The organism is Bradyrhizobium sp. 17 (genome assembly GCF_023073515.1).
In the GTDB taxonomy this organism is placed as follows: domain Bacteria; phylum Pseudomonadota; class Alphaproteobacteria; order Rhizobiales; family Xanthobacteraceae; genus Bradyrhizobium; species Bradyrhizobium canariense_D.
The window spans coordinates 322,402-340,811 of the sequence record NZ_JADPJQ010000124.1 but is presented as its reverse complement, the minus strand read 5'-3'; the positions used below and the strand labels follow the sequence as shown (position 1 = coordinate 340,811).

Annotated in this window: 21 protein-coding genes and 1 pseudogene; 14 read left to right on the top strand and 8 right to left on the bottom strand. The window is 63.7% G+C overall.

What is annotated here, in order from left to right:
- The first annotated feature begins 69 nt into the window (after positions 1–69).
- On the top strand, positions 70–960 hold the full coding sequence (locus tag IVB13_RS31770) for a crotonase/enoyl-CoA hydratase family protein (protein WP_247371617.1): 891 nt from the start codon (positions 70–72) through the stop codon (positions 958–960).
- 12 nt (positions 961–972) lie between these two features.
- Here IVB13_RS31770 and IVB13_RS31765 read toward each other — a convergent pair whose 3' ends face one another.
- On the bottom strand, positions 973–1,950 hold the full coding sequence (locus IVB13_RS31765; RefSeq protein WP_247371614.1) for an NADPH:quinone oxidoreductase family protein: 978 nt from the start codon (positions 1,948–1,950) through the stop codon (positions 973–975).
- A complete protein-coding gene (locus tag IVB13_RS31760) occupies positions 1,950–2,558 on the bottom strand; it encodes a 2-hydroxychromene-2-carboxylate isomerase (protein ID WP_247371610.1) in 609 nt (202 codons plus the stop codon). The genes IVB13_RS31765 and IVB13_RS31760 overlap by 1 nt, the downstream gene beginning before the upstream one ends.
- Positions 2,559–2,668: 110 nt before the next feature.
- Between IVB13_RS31760 and IVB13_RS31755 the strand changes: the two genes are divergently transcribed.
- Complete coding sequence (locus IVB13_RS31755) at positions 2,669–3,691, top strand: methionine synthase (RefSeq protein ID WP_247403910.1); 1,023 nt, start codon at positions 2,669–2,671, stop codon at positions 3,689–3,691.
- A 4-nt stretch (positions 3,692–3,695) separates the two neighbouring features.
- Positions 3,696–3,923 carry a hypothetical protein gene (locus tag IVB13_RS31750; RefSeq protein ID WP_247371605.1) on the top strand — a complete coding sequence of 76 codons (228 nt, stop codon included), beginning with the start codon at positions 3,696–3,698 and terminating at the stop codon, positions 3,921–3,923.
- On the opposite strand, the gene IVB13_RS31745 is transcribed toward IVB13_RS31750, so the two are convergent.
- From IVB13_RS31745 to IVB13_RS31735, 3 genes are all read right to left on the bottom strand, one after another.
- Complete coding sequence (locus IVB13_RS31745) at positions 3,920–4,537, bottom strand: hypothetical protein (RefSeq protein ID WP_247403907.1); 618 nt, start codon at positions 4,535–4,537, stop codon at positions 3,920–3,922. The two genes, IVB13_RS31750 and IVB13_RS31745, sit on opposite strands and share 4 nt — an antisense overlap.
- Positions 4,538–4,644: 107 nt before the next feature.
- On the bottom strand, positions 4,645–5,172 hold the full coding sequence (gene gpt / locus IVB13_RS31740; RefSeq protein WP_007602504.1) for a xanthine phosphoribosyltransferase: 528 nt from the start codon (positions 5,170–5,172) through the stop codon (positions 4,645–4,647).
- A gap of 36 nt (positions 5,173–5,208) precedes the next feature.
- Positions 5,209–5,946, bottom strand: coding sequence for a molybdopterin-binding protein (locus IVB13_RS31735; RefSeq protein WP_027567758.1), 738 nt, complete (start codon positions 5,944–5,946; stop codon positions 5,209–5,211).
- A 277-nt stretch (positions 5,947–6,223) separates the two neighbouring features.
- Here IVB13_RS31735 and IVB13_RS31730 point away from each other — a divergent pair, with 277 nt between their 5' ends.
- The 5 genes from IVB13_RS31730 to IVB13_RS31710 all read left to right on the top strand — a co-directional run bounded on the left by IVB13_RS31730 (position 6,224) and on the right by IVB13_RS31710 (position 11,174).
- Entirely contained in the window at positions 6,224–7,642 is a 1,419-nt protein-coding gene (locus tag IVB13_RS31730; RefSeq protein WP_018455304.1) for a circularly permuted type 2 ATP-grasp protein, read from the top strand.
- Between the two features lie 4 nt (positions 7,643–7,646).
- The gene (locus IVB13_RS31725; protein WP_247453793.1) at positions 7,647–8,591 is read left to right on the top strand and encodes an alpha-E domain-containing protein; all 945 of its coding nucleotides are present in this window, start codon (positions 7,647–7,649) and stop codon (positions 8,589–8,591) included.
- 68 nt (positions 8,592–8,659) lie between these two features.
- The gene (locus tag IVB13_RS31720) at positions 8,660–9,508 is read left to right on the top strand and encodes a transglutaminase family protein (RefSeq protein WP_247299785.1); all 849 of its coding nucleotides are present in this window, start codon (positions 8,660–8,662) and stop codon (positions 9,506–9,508) included.
- A 122-nt stretch (positions 9,509–9,630) separates the two neighbouring features.
- Positions 9,631–10,389 carry a proteasome-type protease gene (locus tag IVB13_RS31715; protein WP_026232918.1) on the top strand — a complete coding sequence of 253 codons (759 nt, stop codon included), beginning with the start codon at positions 9,631–9,633 and terminating at the stop codon, positions 10,387–10,389.
- Positions 10,390–10,415: 26 nt separating this feature from the next.
- A complete protein-coding gene (locus tag IVB13_RS31710; protein WP_247299787.1) occupies positions 10,416–11,174 on the top strand; it encodes an SDR family oxidoreductase in 759 nt (252 codons plus the stop codon).
- Positions 11,175–11,341: 167 nt separating this feature from the next.
- On the opposite strand, the gene IVB13_RS31705 is transcribed toward IVB13_RS31710, so the two are convergent.
- Positions 11,342–12,580, bottom strand: coding sequence for an MFS transporter (locus tag IVB13_RS31705; protein WP_039799415.1), 1,239 nt, complete (start codon positions 12,578–12,580; stop codon positions 11,342–11,344).
- A 158-nt stretch (positions 12,581–12,738) separates the two neighbouring features.
- Here IVB13_RS31705 and IVB13_RS31700 point away from each other — a divergent pair, with 158 nt between their 5' ends.
- From IVB13_RS31700 to IVB13_RS31690, 4 genes and pseudogenes are all read left to right on the top strand, one after another.
- The gene (locus IVB13_RS31700; RefSeq protein WP_247491243.1) at positions 12,739–13,989 is read left to right on the top strand and encodes a nucleoside transporter C-terminal domain-containing protein; all 1,251 of its coding nucleotides are present in this window, start codon (positions 12,739–12,741) and stop codon (positions 13,987–13,989) included.
- A gap of 103 nt (positions 13,990–14,092) precedes the next feature.
- Complete coding sequence (locus tag IVB13_RS31695; RefSeq protein WP_247491241.1) at positions 14,093–14,713, top strand: tetratricopeptide repeat protein; 621 nt, start codon at positions 14,093–14,095, stop codon at positions 14,711–14,713.
- A gap of 12 nt (positions 14,714–14,725) precedes the next feature.
- A pseudogene (locus IVB13_RS40520) lies at positions 14,726–14,965 on the top strand (tetratricopeptide repeat protein); the annotation flags it as partial.
- A gap of 45 nt (positions 14,966–15,010) precedes the next feature.
- Positions 15,011–16,219, top strand: a complete 1,209-nt coding sequence (locus IVB13_RS31690) for a hypothetical protein (protein WP_346658578.1) — start codon at positions 15,011–15,013, stop codon at positions 16,217–16,219.
- Between the two features lie 12 nt (positions 16,220–16,231).
- Here the strand turns inward: IVB13_RS31690 and IVB13_RS31685 are convergent, their stop codons facing one another.
- Entirely contained in the window at positions 16,232–16,771 is a 540-nt protein-coding gene (locus tag IVB13_RS31685) for a cupin domain-containing protein (RefSeq protein WP_247371583.1), read from the bottom strand.
- Between the two features lie 149 nt (positions 16,772–16,920).
- Positions 16,921–17,208 (bottom strand): usg protein, encoded by a 288-nt coding sequence (locus IVB13_RS31680; RefSeq protein ID WP_007611911.1) that lies wholly within the window; start codon positions 17,206–17,208, stop codon positions 16,921–16,923.
- A gap of 372 nt (positions 17,209–17,580) precedes the next feature.
- Between IVB13_RS31680 and IVB13_RS31675 the strand changes: the two genes are divergently transcribed.
- Together IVB13_RS31675 and IVB13_RS31670 are read left to right on the top strand one after the other, a co-directional pair.
- On the top strand, positions 17,581–17,895 hold the full coding sequence (locus IVB13_RS31675) for a co-chaperone GroES (RefSeq protein WP_007611913.1): 315 nt from the start codon (positions 17,581–17,583) through the stop codon (positions 17,893–17,895).
- Between the two features lie 44 nt (positions 17,896–17,939).
- On the top strand, positions 17,940–18,410 hold a 471-nt coding region (locus IVB13_RS31670; RefSeq protein ID WP_276578410.1), incomplete at its 3' end, for a TCP-1/cpn60 chaperonin family protein.

Genomic DNA, 18,410 nt, shown 5'->3' with positions numbered 1-18,410 from the left:
AAGACGGACGCTGGCGGCTATGCATGACGTCTCTTCGAGACAGAATTCAGGACAGGGAAGGAAACCACCATGGCGTATGAGACGATCAAATACGAGGTCGCCGAGCAGATCCTCACCATCACGCTGAACCGCCCCGACAAGCTCAACGCCTTCAACGCGCAGATGCAAGGAGAGCTGATCGACGCGTTCGACGCCGCCGACAAGGACGACGACGTCCGCGCCATCATCGTCACAGGCGCCGGTCGCGGGTTTTGCGCGGGCGCAGATCTTTCGTCGGGCGCGGACACCTTTGATCGCGACGCGCGTCGCGGACCGGTGAAGCGCTTCGCCGACGGCAAGGTCGACTACAGTGATTCCCAGGTGCGCGACGGCGGTGGCCAGGTGACACTGCGCATCTTCAAATGCCTGAAACCGGTGATTGCCGCGGTCAACGGTCCCGCGGTCGGCATCGGTGTTACCATGCAGCTCGCGATGGACATCCGCATCGCCTCCGATGCGGCGCGCTTCGGCTTCGTGTTCTCCCAGCGCGGCATCGTGCCGGAGGCGGCCTCGAGCTGGTTCCTGCCGCGCATCGTCGGCATCTCGCAGGCGCTGGAATGGTGCTATTCGGGCCGCGTCTTCCCGGCGCAGGAAGCCCTCGCAGGACGTCTCGTCAGCAAGGTCGTGGCCCCCGATGATCTGCTGCCGGCCGCCCGGGCGCTCGCCAAGGAATTCGCGGCCAAGACCGCGCCGGTATCGGTGGCGCTGATCCGGCAGATGATGTGGCGCATGATGGGCGCTGACGACCCGATGGAAGCCCACAAGGTCGACAGCCGTGGCATCTACGCCCGCGGCCGCTCCGACGACGTGAAGGAAGGCGTGGTGTCGTTCCTGGAAAAGCGCCCCGCGCAGTTCAAGAACAAGGTATCGAGCGACATGCCGGATTATTTCCCGTGGTGGACTGAGCGGGAGTACAAGTGACCTTGTAGGCACTTAGTCCATCAACAACGCCACACGCCCGATCGCCTTGCGGTCGATCAGCAACCGCATCGCCTTCGCAACCTCCTCCAGCGGCAGGCGGTGCGAGACGTGGGGCCGCAGCTTGCCCTCCTCGGCCCATTGGAGCAACGCCTTCAGGCGCACCTCGCCGAGCGCGGGATTTTTCCGCACCGCTTCGCCCGCGCGCACGCCGAGCACGCTCGCACCCTTGATAAGCAAGAGATTGGTCTTGGCTGAGCCGATCCCGCCGGTAAAGCCGATCACCAGCAGCCGTGCGCCCCAGGCGATGCAACGCATCGAGTTCTCGAACACTTCGCCGCCGACGGGATCGAACACGACGTCGGCACCGCGACCGTCGGTGATACGTTTGACAGCATCACGAAACGGCTCGCGGTCGTAGCGCACGAGATGATCGGCGCCCCGCGCCTTGGCGATCGCAAGCTTTTCGTCGCTGGACGCCGTCGCAATCACGGTCGCGCCCAGCATCTTGCCGATCTCCACGGCGGCAAGGCCCACGCCCCCGCCGGCGCCATGCACCAGCAGCACCTCGCCGGGCGCCACCCGACCGCGGTCGATCAGCGCGTGATAGGCGGTGCCGTGCCCGGCGAGATAGGTCGCGGCCTCCGCATAGTCGAACGTCGATGGCATCGGCGTGAGCTGCGACGGCGTCACCACGGTTTCATCCGTGAAGGCACCGTGTCGCATCTTGACGATGACCTTGTCGCCGACGGCGACGCCGCTCGCCCCTGCGCCGACCTCGGTCACGTCGCCGGCCGCCTCCATCCCCGGCGTGAACGGCAGCTCCGGCTTGAGCTGGTATTCGCCGGCCGCCATCAGGACGTCGGGAAAATTCAAGCCGGCGGCACGGATCGCGACACGCACCTCGCCCGACTTCAGGTCGCGCGACGGAAACTCTTCGAGCTGCAATTTTTCGGGCGCACCGAGCGCGCGGCAGACGACAGCCCGCACCATCAGGCCGCGCTCGCCTTGCCGCGCAGCAGCGCCTCGCGGATCAACGGCAGGCGGTCATTGCCGAAATACATGTCGGTCTTGCCGACGAAGATCGTCGGCGAGCCAAAGCCGCCGCGGGCGACGACTTCTTCGGTGTTGGCCTTGAGCTGATCCTTGATCCCCTGCCCCGAAATGCCCGCGAAGAATTTCTGCTCATCGACGCCGACCTTCCTGCAGATCTCGGCGAGCACTGAATCCTGCGAGATGTCCTTGTCCTCGCCCCAATAGGCCTCGAACACCGCCGTGGCGAAAGGCACCGTTTCCTGCCCGAGCCAGATGCAGCCGCGCATCGCTTTCACGCTGTTCACCGGAAATACCGTCGGTGGCATCTTGATCGCGAGACCGGCCGAGCGCGACCAGTCGGCAAGGTCCTTTTTCATGTAGCGCGCCTTCAGCGGCACCGGTGTCTCACGCTGCGCGTAGACACTTGGGTTGACCGTATTGAAGATGCCGCCCACCAGGATCGGCCGCCAGATGATCTCCGCGCCAACCTCCCTGGCCAGCGGCTGGATGTTGTGGAAGGCGAGATAGGTCCAGGGGCTGGAACAGTCGAAGAAGAATTCGATCATGGCGTTTCCGGTCCGGCGCCGCCGGTTTCAAGGCGACTTTTGTTGTTCTGTACCTCGACGTTAAGACATGGCAGGAAGGGGCGCAATCATAACCCGCCGAGAGGGCCGCCATGCTGTTTCCAACCACGATCGCCGGCTCCTTGCCGAAGCCGGAATGGCTCGCCGAACCCAACATGCTCTGGGCGCCCTGGAAGTCGCAAGGCGACGAGCTCGTCCGCGCCAAGCGCGATGCGACGATGCTTGCCGTCAAAGTCCAGGAGGACGCCGGCATCGACATCGTCACTGAGGGCGAGCAGGCCCGGCAGCATTTCGTCCACGGTTTCCTGGAGAAGATCGAGGGCATCGATTTCGCCCACAAGGTCGAGATGGGTATCCGCAAGGATCGCTACAAGGCGATGGTGCCGCAGGTCGTCGCCCCGCTCCGGCTGAAGAGCCGCGTCCACGCCGACGAGGCGCGTGTCGCCCGCGCGCACACGATGAAGAAGCTGAAATTCACCCTGCCCGGCCCGATGACCATCATCGACACCATTGCCGATCGCTACTATGGCGATCGCGTCAAGATGGCCTTTGCATTCGCCGATCTCCTGAACGAGGAAGCCAAGGCGCTCCAGGCCGACGGCGTCGATCTCGTACAGTTCGACGAGCCCGCGTTCAACGTCTACATGGACGAGGTCAACGATTGGGGCATCAAGGCGCTCGAGCGCGCCGCGCAGGGCCTGACCTGCGCCACCGCCGTGCATATCTGCTACGGCTACGGCATCAAGGCCAACACCGACTGGAAGGAAACGCTCGGCGCGCAATGGCGGCAGTACGAGCAGATATTTCCCGCGATCGACGCCAGCCCAATCCAGCAGGTCGCGATCGAGTGCCGCAACTCGAAGGTGCCGCTCGACCTGCTTGCGCTGCTCAAGACCAAGATCGTGCAGGCCGGCGTGATCGACGTCGCCAGCCACACGGTGGAGACGGCCGAGGATGTCGTGCAGGTGATCGACGCCGTGTCGAAATTCGTACCCAAGAGCAACATCATCGCCACCACCAATTGCGGCATGGCGCCGATGCGGCGCGAGATCGCCGAAGCCAAGCTGATGGCGCTCGGCGCCGGTGCCGCGCTGGCACGCGAGAAGCTGGGTTAAGGATGTGATCCGTCTGGCGTTCACCATTGCAGCGCTTGCCGCGTTCGCGCTGTCGGCGCGCGCAGAGGATCGTTCCGTGCTTCTCAATTGCAAAGCAATCGTGGAGCGTGCGTCGAAGGATGCGAATGCCGCGAGCGAAGCCGAGCTGACGCGCTGCCGCCAAGTGATCCGCGAATGGGCGCTGCGCGATGCGCGGACGACAGTGGATGAGCACGGCAAGCCGCTGCGCTAGCGGCGGGCGGTCGGATGCAGCACGGGCTTATATCCAGCGATGATCGCGCGGAGCGTGGAAGGCGGCGTCAGCAGCATCGGGTGATCGAGGGCGCTCGTATGCAGGACGTAGCCCGCCGGTGACCACAGCAGCGGCTTGCCCTGCGCGAGGAGGAAGCAATCATCGCCCTGTTGCACCATCGCGCCGTCAGGCAATTCCGCGAGCGGCATCGGCAGCACATGCAGCCGTTTCTTGCCACGATCGAGCCGCTCCCGATGCAGCACGGCATCCATCGCCTTGGCGCTGATGCCGCGGGCGTCGTTGCCCATCTCCCATGCTACGCGAAAGCGCTTCGCATCGTCGCGGCGGCAGAAGAAGCAGGGTCGATGGCCGGCGGCAAAAGCCGTGGCCTCGTCGAGGAAGAACAGCTCGGTCCAGCTCCGCCGCGCCATCACGGGTCGACGCCAGCCGCGGAATTCGCACAGGCAGGTGATCCAGGCCGGCGACGACCAGCGCTTTTTCAGCAGCGTCTTCGTCGCGGGATCATGAATGATGCCGCGGTTGCCGGTGAACATGCCGCGGTGCGGTGTCGCGATGATCTCGCCGGTCGGCGTGACGCGGTTTTGCAGGGGCATGGTCGCCTCCACCGGTCATTGCGAGCGAAGCGAAGCAATCCAGAAATGCATCCTCGGAGGTAGCCTGGATTGCTTCGTTGCTTCGCTCCTCGCAATGACGGCGATAATCACGCCGCCCCGTCGCGAAGCGGCGGGTGATAGGACAGCGCGGTGTCCCAGGGGAAGAAGATCCAGGTGTCCTGCGAGACTTCGGTGATGAAGGTATCGACCAGCGGACGTCCCTTCGGCTTGGCGTAGACGGTTGCGAAATGCGCGTCGGGGAGCATCGCGCGCACCAGCTTGCCGGTCTTGCCGGTATCGACGAGGTCGTCGACGATCAGGAGCCCCTTGCCGGTGCCGCCGCCGAGTTTCATCACGTCTTCGGAGATGCCCTTCAGCACTTTGAGGTCGCCCTGTTTGTCGTGGTCGTAGCTGGCGATGCAGACCGTATCGATCACGCGCACGCCGAGCTCGCGCGCAACGATCGCCGCCGGCACCAGGCCGCCGCGCGTGATCGCGATCACCGCATGAAACGGACCAACCTCGTTGAGCCGCCAGGTCAGTGCCCGGCAATCCCGGTGGAACTGGTCCCACGACACCGGAAAGGGGCGGCCCGCCCGTTCTTCCGCACTTAGTTCCGGTGCTTCACCAGCCATCCTCGTCTCCTGCTTCGTCTGCCGGCAGCTAGGTTGCTAGCGGGTGATATTCAATCCCGCCAGCATTTCCTTCACCGCCGCCATTGCGGCTGCGAGCTTGTCCGCATCGCGCGAGCGCACCACCAGATTGGTGTTCGGCTTCTGCTCTTCATCCATGAAGGGATAGCTGCCGATGATAGTGTCGGGATGTTGGGCGGCAATCGCCCGCAGCGGGCTGCCGATGTCGCCTTCCCGCGCATTGGCGCGGACCGATTCAGAGAGCATGCGCACGCCCGATTTCAGCTTGGGCGAGACGATGTCCATCATCGCCTGCATGATCGAGGGCACGCCCGCCATCACGATGACATTGCCGATCTTGAAGCCGGGGGCGAGGATGGTGGCGCTCTGGATCAGCTCGGCACCATCAGGAATGCGGGCCATGCGCAGGCGGGCCTCGTTGAGGTCCTGCTCGCTCCAGCGCTCGCGGAAACGGGCGACCACCTCCGGATGATGGTCGATGCCCACGCCGAACGCCTTGGCGACACTGTCGGCGGTGATGTCGTCATGGGTCGGCCCGATGCCACCGGTGGTGAAGACATAGGTGTAGCGATGCCGCAGCGCATCCAACGCAGCAATGATGTCGGGCTCGTCGTCGGAGACGACACGGACCTCCTTCAGGTCGATGCCGATATTGGTCAGGTATTCGGCGATGAAGCCGATGTTCTTGTCCTTGGTCCGGCCGGACAGGATTTCGTCCCCAATGACCAGAATACCCGCCGTGACGATCTCGCTCATACCTCAAGTCCCTCACCTATCGGCCCGACTTTGCCGAGGTAACGCGTTGAAGTCACGCGGTTTTGCTGCCGAAATAAGCAGTCCTCAGCCATTTTTTCAGGCAAGCCGCCGGCCATCCCCGGCAAATGTCCTCTCCCCATGCTTATCGCGCTGGCCCGGCCCTTGCTACCGCATGAAAGTCATGCACTCTTGCCGCATGGCCAGGACGTTGCGGTCTTCACCAGGGCCTCGCGACCTGTCGAATGGCGCAACGCCTTGCGGAGACAAGTCGGGATCTATGGCAGTCGCGTTTGATGAAATGAACATTCCCGGTGGGGACCTTCGGCCCGCCTATCAGGAGCTGGCGCGCTGGCTCAAGGAGACGCCTCCCGAGGCGCTCGAATATCGCCGCCAGGAGGCCGAGCTCCTCTTCCGCCGCATCGGCATTACCTTCGCGGTCTATGGCGACTCAGAGTCCACGGAGCGCCTGATCCCCTTCGACGTGATCCCGCGGATCATGTCCGGCAAGGAATGGGCGCTGCTGGAGAGGGGCCTGAAGCAGCGCGTGCGCGCGCTCAACATGTTCCTGCGCGACATCTATCACGGCCGCGATATCCTCCGTGCCGAGATCGTGCCCGACGACCTCATCTTTCAGAACCCGGTCTTCCGTCCCGAGATGAACGGCCAGCAGGTGCCGCACGACGTCTACGTGCACATCGCCGGCATCGACATCGTCCGGGTCGATGCCGAGGACTTCATCGTGCTGGAGGACAATGCACGCACGCCCTCGGGCGTGTCCTACATGCTGGAAAACCGCGAGATCATGATGCGGCTGTTTCCGGACCTGTTCGCCCGCCACAGGGTGGCGCCGGTCGAACGCTATCCGGACGAGCTGCTTTCCGCCTTGCGCTCGGTGGCGCCGCAAAGCGCCTCCGGCGAGCCGACCGTCGCGTTGCTCACGCCGGGCGTCTACAACTCGGCCTATTACGAGCACTCCTTCCTCGCCGACAAGCTCGGTATCGAGCTGGTCGAGGGCCGTGACCTCATCGTCAAGAACAACGAAGTGTTCATGCGGACGACCGAGGGCGTGAAACGGGTCGACGTGATCTACCGCCGCGTCGACGACGACTACCTCGATCCCCTCACCTTCCGCCCCGACTCCGCGCTCGGCGTGCCCGGGCTGATGTCGGCCTATGCGGCCGGCAACATCACGCTCGCCAACGCCGTCGGTACCGGCATCGCCGACGACAAGGCGATCTACTCCTATATGCCGGACATCGTAAAATTCTATCTCGGCGAGGAGCCGATCCTGAAGAACGTGCAAACCTGGCGCTGCCGCGAGCCGAAGGACCTCGCCTATGTGCTGGACCATCTGAGCGAGCTCGTCGTGAAGGAGGTGCACGGCTCCGGCGGCTACGGCATGCTGATCGGTCCTGCCGCGACCAAGGCGACGATCGAGGCTTTCCGCGAAAAGCTCAAGCGCGAGCCCGAAGGCTTCATTGCGCAGCCGACGCTGGCGCTCTCGACCTGCCCGACCTGCACGGCATCCGGCCTCGCGCCGCGCCACGTCGACCTGCGGCCGTTCGTGCTCACCGGCAGCAAGAGCACCACGATCGTGCCCGGCGGGTTGACACGCGTTGCCCTGAAGGAAGGCTCCCTGGTGGTGAATTCGAGCCAGGGCGGTGGTACCAAAGATACCTGGATCCTGGACGAGTAGAGAGATGCTGTCGCGTACCGCCGAAAACCTCTATTGGCTCGCCCGTTACGTCGAACGGGCCGAGTATCTCGCGCGCACCATCGATGCGACGCTGCGCGTCACCGCGCTTCCCGCCGCCTATATCGGCAAGACCAACGAATGGGACTCGGCGCTTTTGACCGCCGGCGTCGCCGCGAGCTTCTATCAGCAGTATGAAGAGGCCAACGAGCACAACGTCGTCGATTATCTCTCGTTCTCGGCAGACAATCCGTCCTCGATCAGGAATTGCATCGAGGCGGCGCGGCTGAATTCACGTTCGGTGCGCACAGCGCTGACGAGCGAGATGTGGGACACCATCAACTCGGCCTGGATCGAATTGCAGGAGGTCTGGAGCAGAGGAACCTCCACGCGCGAGGATCTCGCAAAGTTCCTGCGCTTCGTGCAGGAAACCTCGCTGCGTTTCGACGGCTCGGCCTACCGGACCATGTTGCGCAACGACGCCTACTGGTTCTCGCGGATGGGCCTGCATCTCGAACGCGCCGACAACACCGCGCGCATTCTCGACGTGAAATACCATGTGCTGCTGCCGGAGGAGGAGCATGTCGGCGGCCCGCTCGATTTCTACCAATGGACCTCGATCCTGCGCTCGGTTTCGGCACTGACGGCCTATCACTGGGTCTATCGCGAGACACTGAAACCCTGGCTGATCGCGGATTTGCTCATCCTCAACGATTCGCTGCCGCGTTCGCTCGCAAGCTGCTACGGCAATCTCGTACGCAATCTCGATCAGATCGGGGTCGCCTATGGCCGCCAGGGCCCGGCCCAGCGCCATGCCCGCGGCATTCGCAACCGGCTGGAACACAGCAATATGAACGACATTTTCCAGCATGGCGTGCATGAATTCATTCAGGAATTCATCTTGGACAATTCCAGGCTGGGCGAAATCATCACGAAGCAGTATTTGATCTGATACTGCTGTCATTCCGGGGACGCCCGCAGGGCTAGCCCGGATCGATGACGCTACAACAACGGTCCACCATGCGCCTGCGAATCCTGCACACCACGACCTATCGCTACGAGCCGCAGGCCACGAGCGTGATCCAGATCCTGCGCATGACGCCCGGCAGCCATGACGGGCAATATGTGGCGGAGTGGCAGATCGACGTGTCGACCGACACCAAGCTCGACACGCACGAGGACGCGTTCGGCAACGTCACCCACGTGCTGTCCTGCGGACCGGTCGGCGACATCAAGATCACCGCCGAGGGCCTGATCGAGACCCACGACACCGGCGGCGTTCTGCGCGGCGCCGACGAGCGCTTTCCGGCCGGCATGTTCTTGCGGGCCACCGACCTTACCACGGTCAATCCCGCGATGAATGCGGTCGCGCGCCAGCTGCGCAGCGAGGCCGAGAGCGACACGCTGGGCTTCCTGCACACGCTGATGACGCAAATCAGCGATCACATGACCTTCGACGAGGACCCGACCAACAGCGGCACGTCGGCGGCGGAAGCGTTCACGCTCAAGCGCGGCGTCTGCCAGGACTACGCGCACATCTTCATCGCCTGCGCCCGCAGCGGCGGCGTGCCGGCGCGCTTCGTCTCCGGCCATTTCCTGCGCTCCGACGGCACGGTGCATCAGGACGCGGGCCATGCTTGGGCGGAGGCCTATGTCGACGGTCTCGGCTGGGTCGGCTTCGATCCCGCCAACAGCATCTGCGCCACCGACGCCCATGTCCGCGTCGCGATCGGGCTCGATTATCTCGGCGCCGCCCCCGTACGCGGCACCCGCTATGGCGGCGGCGCGGAGACGCTGTCGGTGGCGGTCAAGGTCCAGCAGGCCGGCCGTGGCGGCCAGTCGCAATCGCAGTCCCAGCGGCAGAGCTGAGCCGCGCCCCGCGCGCCCCTCACCCACGGTCTGTTTCCACCCTGCCGCCCCGCGGCAATCGGGGGTTGGAGCGGCCGTTGAAATTGGCTAGTAATCCGCGCAAACGCGTTCGGGGACAGGAAATGACCTATTGTTGCGGAATTCTGGTTCGGGACGGTCTGGTGATGATCGCCGACACCCGCACCAATGCCGGCCTCGACAACGTCTCGACCTTCCGCAAGCTCCACATCTTCTCCAAGCCCGGCGATCGCATCATGGCAATTGCCAGCGCCGGCAACCTCGCCATCAGCCAGTCGGTGCTCTCGACGCTGACCGAGGGCCTCGAAGACCCCGACACCGGTGAGATCGAGACGCTGATGAACGCGCCGACCATGTTCCAGGCCGCCCAGCGCATTGGCCGGGCGATCCGGGCCGTGCACGCGACCGAGGGCCCCGCGCTGAGGTCTGAGGACGTATCGTTCGACGTGTCCTTCCTGTTCGGGGGCCAGATCAACGGCGCGCGCATGCGCCTGTTCATGGTCTACACCGCCGGCAATTTCATCGAATGCACCACCGACACACCCTATCTGCAGATCGGGGAGCACAAATACGGCAAGCCGGTGCTCGACCGCGCCATGCATTACGACGTCGAACTCTACGAGGCGCTGAAGACCGGGCTGATCTCGATGGATTCGACCATGCGCTCGAATCTCGGCGTCGGCCTGCCGATCGACGTTCTGGTGGTGCGCGCCGACGCCTGCGAGGCCGACCTCAACCACCGCATCGAGGCGGGCGAGCCCTATTTCCACGATTTGCGCTCGCGCTGGTCGGCGGCCTTGCGCGCCGCGCATCAGAACATTCCGCGGCCGCCCTACAAGAACGAAAAAGAATCCAAAACCTGACAGATCAAGAGAAAAGGCCGGAAACGATGAGTGAAGCGAAAAAGATCGCAGTGGTGACGGGCGCCGGCACTGGAGTCGGGCGCGCGGCGTCACTGGCGCTGATGAACACAGGCTTCACCGTGGTGCTGGTCGGGCGCCGGCCCGAGATGCTCGAGGAGACGGCCAAGCTCGGCCCCGCCGGAAAGAGCCTCTGCATCACCGCCGACATGACCAAGCCGGACTCGATCGCCGCGCTGTTCGACAAGGTCAAGGCCACCTATGGCCGGCTCGACGTGCTCTTCAACAATGCCGGGATGGGCGCACCGCCGGTGAATTTCGAGGATCTCAGCCTCGAGCAGTGGCAGGCGGTGGTGAACACCAACCTCACCGGACCGTTCCTGTGCACCCAGCACGCCTTCCGCATCATGAAGGACCAGACCCCGCGCGGCGGCCGCATCATCAACAACGGCTCGATCTCGGCGCATGCGCCGCGGCCATTCTCGGCGGCCTATACCTCGACCAAGCACGCCATCACCGGCCTCACCAAGGCGTCCAACCTCGACGGGCGCATGTACGACATCGCGGTCGGCCAAGTCGACATCGGCAATGCCGCAACGCCCATGACCGACCGCATGGTCAACGGTCCCGGCGTGCTGCAGCCCGACGGCACGTCGAAGCAGGAGCCGCGCATGGACGCGAAGGCGGTCGGCGATGCCGTCGCCTACATGGCCGGCCTGCCGCTCGATGCCAACGTGCTGACCATGACGGTCATGGCAACCAAGATGCCGTTCGTGGGACGCGGCTGAACAAAAAACGCGAAAACAACCCCATGCACAGTAGAATGCGTGGGGTTGCAACCTGCCTTCCGCCAGCGGGTCATTGCGAGCGCAGCGAAGCAATCCAGACTGCCAACTGTGGCAAGATTCTGGATTGCTTCGCTGCGCTCGCAATGACGGGGGAGGGAGCGAGTCCCCTACTCCAAACTCTCCACCCGGCGCAGACTCGGAAACAGCTTCATCCACAACAGCGCCACCGCAACCGTGCAGACGCCGCCCAGCACGGCTGCCGGCATGGCGCCGAACAGTGCGGCAGCAACCCCGCTCTCGAACTGGCCGAGCTGGTTGGAGGCGTTGATGAAGAGGAAGTTCACCGCGCCGACCCGGCCGCGCATCTCGTCGGGGGTCGCGAGCTGCACCAGCGAGAAGCGGATCACGACGCTGATCGTATCGGCCGCGCCGAGAACGGCGAGCGCGAGCACCGAGAGCCACATCCAGGACGACAGCGCGAACACGATCGTTGCGACGCCGAACACGATCACTGCCTGAAACATGCGCAGGCCCACATGCCGCGAAATGGCGTGACGGGCCAGCACCATGGTCATCAGCAGCGCGCCGACCGCGGGCGCGGCGCGCAGGATCCCGAGCCCCATCGGACCGGTCTGGAGGATATCTCGGGCATAGATCGGCAGAAGCGCGGTGACGCCGCCGAACAGGACCGCGAACAGATCGAGCGAGATAGTGCCGAGGATCGCGGGATTGCCGCGGATGAAGCGGACGCCGGCGAAGATATTGTCGGCGCCCGCCATGTCCTTGGCGATCGCCTGCGGGCGCGGCCGGATGAAGCCGGTCAGGATCATCCCGAAGATCCAGAACAGCACCATGACCGCGTAGGCGAGATGCGGCGCAACCGCGTAGGCAAAACCGCCTAGCGCCGGACCGGTAATGGTCGCGACCTGCGCCGCACCGCTGGAGACGGCGGTGGCGCGCTGGAGCGAGCCCTGCGGCGCGATCGCCGGCAGCAGCGCCGCGGTGGTCGGGCTCTCGAACGCGCCGGCAATGCCGAGCACGAAGGTGGCCACGAAAATCTGAACTTCGCTGACCAAGCCGAGATAGGTGATGACGCCGAGATAGAGCGCGGTCGCTGCTTCCACGAGTTGGCAGAGCTGGACCACGCGCTTGCGCTCGTAGCGGTCGGCGGCATGGCCGGCGATGAACACCAGCAGCGCCGTGGGCAGGAATTGCACGAGGCCGACCATGCCGAGATCGAAGGCCGAGCCGGTGAGATCGTAGATCTGCCAGCCGATCGCGACCGCCGCAATCTGGCTGGAGAAACGCGACAGGCTGCGCGAGAGCAGAAAGAACAGAAAGGCGCGATGGGAGAGGAGCGCGCGGGCACTGACCGGCGGGTTTCCCGATATGGGCTGGTCTGGCATCGCCTCTTCGGTCACGCTCGGGCTATCCGGCTCCTGATGTCGACGTGCTCCGCGTGGCTGACGCGGACCTGCTTGTCAACAGCGAGACGCTTCGACAATCTCCCGGCATTGCGTTTGCAACGCAGGGGTGGCCATAATCATCGGGGTTTGGGGACATCATGCTGCGGCTGCAATCGGCACTCGGCGTTTTCGCATTGCTGTTGATCGCCTTGGTCCTGAGCGAGAATCGCCGCGCGGCCTCGCTGCGCCAGGCGGCGATCGGCCTCGTCGCCACCTTCGTCACCGCGATCGTTCTCGTGAAGGTGCCCGTCGTCGCGCGCGCGTTCGGTGCCATCAACGACGCGGTGGGCGCGATCTCGGCGGCCTCGCGCGCCGGCTCCTCCTTCGTGTTCGGCTATGTCGGCGGCGGTCCCCTGCCCTTCGACCTGAAAGCACCGGGTGCCGATTTCGTCCTGGCGTTCCAGGCGCTGCCGATCGTGCTGGTCATGAGCGTGCTGACGACGCTCTTGTTCTATTGGCGCGTGCTGCCGCCGGTCGTGCGCGGCATGGCCTGGCTGCTGGAGCGGACGCTCGGCGTCGGCGGCGCGGTCGGACTCTCGACCGCCGCCAACATCTTTCTCGGCATGGTCGAGGCGCCGCTGTTCGTGCGGCCTTATCTCGCGCAAATGACCCGCAGCGAGTTGTTCCTGGTGATGACCGGCGGCATGGCCGGCATCGCCGGCACGGTGCTGGTGCTGTATGCGACGCTCCTTGCTCCCCTCATTCCCGACGCAGCCGCCCATTTCGTCATCGCCTCGGTGCTGGGTGCCCCGGCCGCGATCCTGGTCAGCCTCATCATGGTGCCGGAGACATCCGACAAGCGCACCGCCGGCGCGCTGGAGGCTCCCGAGATGGAGGTCTCCAGCACGATGGACGCGATCGTGAAAGGGACGGGCGCGGGGATCGAGCTGCTGATCAACATCGTCGCCATGCTGCTGGTGCTGGTGGCGCTGGTCTATCTCGTCAATGCGATCCTCGGCCTGCTGCCTGATGTCGGCGGCGCTGCGATCTCGTTGCAGCGCCTGCTCGGCCTCGTGATGGCGCCGGTGTGCTGGCTCATGGGATTGCCGTGGGATCAGGCGATCACCGCCGGCAGCCTGATGGGCACGAAAACCGTGCTGAACGAGCTGATCGCCTATGTCGACTTCTCGAAGCTGCCGCCCGGCACGCTCGATCCGCGCTCGCGCCTGATCATGCTCTATGGGATGTGCGGCTTCGCCAATTTCGCCAGCCTCGGCATCATGATCGGCGGTCTCGGCGTGATGGCGCCGGAACGGCGCGAGGAAATCAATGCGCTCGGGCTGAAGTCGATCGTGTCGGGAACGCTGACGACGTGCCTGATGGGAGCAGTGGTGGGGGTGTTGACGTGAAGCTTGTGTGAGGCTGGCGCCCTCGCAGCTCCGATGGGGCGCAGCGCAATCGCGACAATCCTTCCATGTTAATCTCTTCAGGAGATTCGGCTGGAATTGATTCATGAGCAACAGCGCAGGCCAGCGGGCATTTCAAAATGCCCGGCTTCAGAAACGGCAAAAAGCCGAGCTAGGGCCGTTGCTCGCGCGCGCCCTCCAGCTGCACAAGGCGGGACTTCTCCCCGAGGCAAAGACGGCCTATCGCGAACTCCTGGAGCTTGCGCCCGACCAATTCATCGCGCTGCATTTGCTGGGCGCTTTGGAGTCTGAATCCAAAAACTATCGGCAGGCGCAAATTTTGCTGAGCCGAGCGGTGGCCTTGGATCCGCGATCTGCCGAAGCCCATATGAGCCTGGGCGTCGCGCTCAACGGGCTGAAACGTCACAATGAGGCCCGCGAGAGCTATCGGAAGGCCCTCGCCCTTCGACCCAACTACGCCTTGGCCCTGTCCAATCTCGGCAACGCAAGCGCGGCCCTTGAACTTTACCAGGAAGCGCTCGAGAGCTACGACAAGGCGCTCGCAATCGACGGAAGACTTTCCGAAGCCCATAACGGCCGGGGTTGGGCGCTCTGCCGTGTGCGCGCCTATGACGAAGCGATCGCAAGCTTAAACCGCGCGCTATCGATCAAGCCTGACTACGCCTCGGCGCTGTCGACCCGCGCCGTTGCATTGCGGGAGCTTTAGCGATTTGACGAAGCCATGGCGGATTGCAATCGCGCAATCGCCCTCGCACCCGACGACGCGAATGGATGGCTCTGGCGGGCCAGTATCTTGCTCCTGACCCGGCAAGTTGCCGAAGCATTGTCCGATTGCGAGAAGGCTCTCGCGGCCGATCCCGGCTTCTCTCAGGCCCACAGCCTGCTCGGCCAATGTCTCGCGGCACTTGGCCGGGTCGACGAAGCCCTCGCCAGTTTCGACAGAGCTCTCGACATCGAGCCTGATCAGAGCACGATCTCCAGCAAGATATTCACCCTCGATTTCATGGCCGACGCCAGCGTTGCGCAGCATCAGCAAGCGCGACATGTATGGTGGGAGCAGATCGGTGCGAAGATCGCCTCAGCAGCGGCGGGATCGCATGAGAACAGCCGCGATCCGGATCGCCGTCTGGTGCTGGGTTATGTCTCGTCGGATTTTCACACACATTCAGCGGCGTTCATTTTCAAGCCGGTCCTGCAGCACCATGATCGGGCACAGTTCGAGATCGTGTGCTACGCCTGTTCACCGAGAACGGACGCGACGACCCGTGAGTTTCAGGGGATCGCCGATCGCTGGCGCGACGCCTCGCAATGGTCCGACGATCGCCTCGCCGCTCAGATCCGCGCCGATGGCGTCGATATCCTGATCGATCTGTCCGGCCACACCAGCGGAAACCGCCTCGGTGTGTTTGCGCGCAAACCGGCACCTGTTCAGGCGCATGGCTGGGGCCACGGTACCGGCACCGGGCTGCCAACGATCGATTATCTATTCTCGGACCCGGTCGCCATTCCTGCCGCGGTTCGGCATCTGTTTGCGGAGACCATCGTTGACCTGCCGTGCTTTGTGACGCTGGCGCCGCTACCGGCCGGGATTGCGCGAGCGCCGACGCCGGCGCTTGCGAACGGCTTCATCACATTCGGTGTCTTCAACCGCATCAGCAAGATTTCGAACGAGGCGGTGGGAGTCTGGTCCAGGATTCTCGAGCGGGTGCCGGGTTCGCGACTGCTGATCAAGGATACTGCACTGGACGCCCAGCTGGTCCGCGACAATCTGCTGGCGCGGTTTGCCGCTTGCCGATTGCCGGCCGAACGCGTCGATCTGCTCGGAGCCACGTCGCGAGACGAACATCTGGCAACGTTCAATCGCGTCGATATTGGCCTCGACCCATTCCCGCAGAATGGCGGCGTCAGCACGTGGGAAGCCTTGCAGATGGGCGTGCCGGTGGTGGCGAAGCTCGGTCACAGCCTGCCGAGCCGTGCTGCCGGCTCCATCCTCACCGCGCTGGGCCTGCCGGAGTGGGTCGCGGACAGCGATGAGGCCTATGTCGAAATCGCAGCGAGCCGTGGGTTGCAGATCGGCGAGCTCGATAAGTTGCGCAGCGAACTGCCCGGACAGATCAGGGCTGCCGCCGCCGGCAACCCAATCTCATACGTGCAAGCGGTGGACGATGCCTATCGCGCGATGTGGAAACGCTATTGCAACGACGGCGGCTGATCTCCGCCTCGCCTACGCCTTCAACTCCACGGTCCTGAACTCCGCCGGCAGGATCACCTCCAGCAGCTCGACGTCGTCCGAATAGTCCAGGATCATGTGCTTGATCTTCGGCGGCTGGGTCCAGGCGCTACCTTCTTTCATCAGCGTCTCGCCCTCTCCGTCCATATAGGTCTTCACCCAGCCCTTGAGCACGTAGACCATCTGGAATTCGACGTCGTGAAAGTGCAGCTTCGACACTTCGTCCGGATTGCAGGGGCCTTGCAGCCGGATCACGTGCGCCTGCGCGAGGCCCTGGCTGGCGGCGGCGATGCCGAGGTCGCGATATTTCGCGTAGGTACGCAGACCGTCGGCTTTGAAGTCTTCCTCGCGGTGATGGCTGATCGCAATGCGCTGCTTGGGCCGCGCCGGTTTCTTGACGGATGACTTTGCCGTTGTCGTGGGGGCTTTTGCCTTCACCGCCTTGCGCGCCGTGGATCGTGCTGCGGGTTTGGCCCCGCTACGCTTCTTCACCGCGGCTTGCGATGCGCTGCGCGATTTTGCTTTCTTGGCCATGGGCGGCCTCCCCTGTTGTTATGGGGAGAGGCTAGCACAGAATGCGAAATCGCAGGGTGGGTTAGCGCTAACGTACCCACCACTTCCTTGCGCAATCTTTGAAGCATGGGGGGTTACACTGACGCTAACCCACCCTACAGCTCCGCCCTTCAATGCAGCCGGAATACGCCGTCCACCGCGCGCAACTCGGCCGGCTTGATCAGCTTGGAATGCGCCACTGTCACCGAGTGAAGCGGACCGTCGAGCTTTTCCTGCCAGAACGCCAGAAAATCCTTCAGCGCCGGAAATTTCGGAAACATGTCGTAGTCCTGCCAGACGTAAGTCTGGAGCAGCGAGGGATGATCCGGCATCCGATAGAGAATCTGCGCCGTCGTCATTCCGTAACCCAGCAGCTGTTTCCGGAAATCGTCCGAAACGGCTCCACTCCGCAAGCCCATGCCAACCTCCTTTGCAGGAGCGCATTCAAGGGGTGGCTTTCCGGTGCGCCTTAAGAGCCACCCGCTACTGATGCGCTCACATGAGAGAAATGTGACGCAAACTGACAATCCATCTCAAGCCCAAAAGTTTAACAAGCTGTTGAAATTCAATGCGTTAGCAGCAGATCTAGCTCCGTGCTAATACTGCGCCGAGCGCGATTAACGATGGAAAGAGATTTTGGCAGGCGGCGCCTCCGAGTGCTATTTTTCTGCTACAGGCCCTTGCTCCCGCCAAAATCCTGCCTTATCTCAGTTGTGCCTGCGCTGGCACTCGCCGGCGCGACTGCTAACAACCCAAAATTCCCAAATCGTGCAAAAGCTTAGGAGAACTGCATGAATTTCCGTCCGCTTCACGACCGCGTCGTGGTCAAGCGCATCGACGCAGAAGAGAAGACCGCTGGCGGCATCATCATTCCCGACACGGCGAAGGAAAAGCCCTCGCAGGGCGAGATCGTCGCCGTCGGCCCGGGTGGCCGCGACGAAGCTGGCAAGCTGATCCCGATCGACCTGAAGGTCGGCGACCGCGTGCTGTTCGGTAAGTGGTCCGGCACCGAGGTCAAGATCGACAACGTCGACCTGCTGATCATGAAGGAAAGCGACATCATGGGCGTCCTCGACGTCCCCGCTTCCAAGAAGAAGGCGGCCTAAGAGCCCCTCTCTTATCCAGTTAAACACCTAAGGAAAAAATCCAGATGGCAGCTAAAGAAGTCAAATTCTCGGTCGATGCGCGCGACAAGATGCTTCGCGGCGTCGACATTCTCGCCAACGCGGTGAAGGTCACGCTCGGTCCGAAGGGCCGCAACGTCGTGCTCGACAAGTCGTTCGGCGCTCCCCGCATCACCAAGGACGGCGTCACCGTCGCCAAGGAGATCGAGCTCGAGGACAAGTTCGAGAACATGGGCGCGCAGATGGTGCGCGAAGTCGCCTCCAAGTCCGCTGACGCGGCCGGCGACGGCACCACCACCGCGACCGTGCTGGCCCAGGCGATCGTGCGCGAAGGCGCCAAGTCGGTTGCCGCCGGCATGAACCCGATGGATCTGAAGCGCGGTATCGATCTCGCGGTCGAAGCCGTCGTTGCGGACCTCGTCAAGAACTCCAAGAAGGTGACCTCGAACGACGAGATCGCCCAGGTCGGCACCATCTCGGCCAACGGCGACGCGGAG

Excerpts from the sequence above, each read along its gene's own strand:
- IVB13_RS31770 (WP_247371617.1), top strand. The coding sequence starts at position 70 with ATGGCGTATGAGACGATCAAATACGAGGTCGCCGAGCAGATCCTCACC.
- IVB13_RS31765 (WP_247371614.1), bottom strand. The coding sequence starts at position 1,950 with ATGGTGCGGGCTGTCGTCTGCCGCGCGCTCGGTGCGCCCGAAAAATTG.
- IVB13_RS31760 (WP_247371610.1), bottom strand. The coding sequence starts at position 2,558 with ATGATCGAATTCTTCTTCGACTGTTCCAGCCCCTGGACCTATCTCGCC.
- IVB13_RS31755 (WP_247403910.1), top strand. The coding sequence starts at position 2,669 with ATGCTGTTTCCAACCACGATCGCCGGCTCCTTGCCGAAGCCGGAATGG.
- IVB13_RS31745 (WP_247403907.1), bottom strand. The coding sequence starts at position 4,537 with ATGCCCCTGCAAAACCGCGTCACGCCGACCGGCGAGATCATCGCGACA.
- gpt (WP_007602504.1), bottom strand. The coding sequence starts at position 5,172 with ATGGCTGGTGAAGCACCGGAACTAAGTGCGGAAGAACGGGCGGGCCGC.
- IVB13_RS31735 (WP_027567758.1), bottom strand. The coding sequence starts at position 5,946 with ATGAGCGAGATCGTCACGGCGGGTATTCTGGTCATTGGGGACGAAATC.
- IVB13_RS31730 (WP_018455304.1), top strand. The coding sequence starts at position 6,224 with ATGGCAGTCGCGTTTGATGAAATGAACATTCCCGGTGGGGACCTTCGG.
- IVB13_RS31725 (WP_247453793.1), top strand. The coding sequence starts at position 7,647 with ATGCTGTCGCGTACCGCCGAAAACCTCTATTGGCTCGCCCGTTACGTC.
- IVB13_RS31720 (WP_247299785.1), top strand. The coding sequence starts at position 8,660 with ATGCGCCTGCGAATCCTGCACACCACGACCTATCGCTACGAGCCGCAG.
- IVB13_RS31715 (WP_026232918.1), top strand. The coding sequence starts at position 9,631 with ATGACCTATTGTTGCGGAATTCTGGTTCGGGACGGTCTGGTGATGATC.
- IVB13_RS31710 (WP_247299787.1), top strand. The coding sequence starts at position 10,416 with ATGAGTGAAGCGAAAAAGATCGCAGTGGTGACGGGCGCCGGCACTGGA.
- IVB13_RS31705 (WP_039799415.1), bottom strand. The coding sequence starts at position 12,580 with ATGCCAGACCAGCCCATATCGGGAAACCCGCCGGTCAGTGCCCGCGCG.
- IVB13_RS31700 (WP_247491243.1), top strand. The coding sequence starts at position 12,739 with ATGCTGCGGCTGCAATCGGCACTCGGCGTTTTCGCATTGCTGTTGATC.
- IVB13_RS31695 (WP_247491241.1), top strand. The coding sequence starts at position 14,093 with ATGAGCAACAGCGCAGGCCAGCGGGCATTTCAAAATGCCCGGCTTCAG.
- IVB13_RS31690 (WP_346658578.1), top strand. The coding sequence starts at position 15,011 with ATGGCCGACGCCAGCGTTGCGCAGCATCAGCAAGCGCGACATGTATGG.
- IVB13_RS31685 (WP_247371583.1), bottom strand. The coding sequence starts at position 16,771 with ATGGCCAAGAAAGCAAAATCGCGCAGCGCATCGCAAGCCGCGGTGAAG.
- IVB13_RS31680 (WP_007611911.1), bottom strand. The coding sequence starts at position 17,208 with ATGGGCTTGCGGAGTGGAGCCGTTTCGGACGATTTCCGGAAACAGCTG.
- IVB13_RS31675 (WP_007611913.1), top strand. The coding sequence starts at position 17,581 with ATGAATTTCCGTCCGCTTCACGACCGCGTCGTGGTCAAGCGCATCGAC.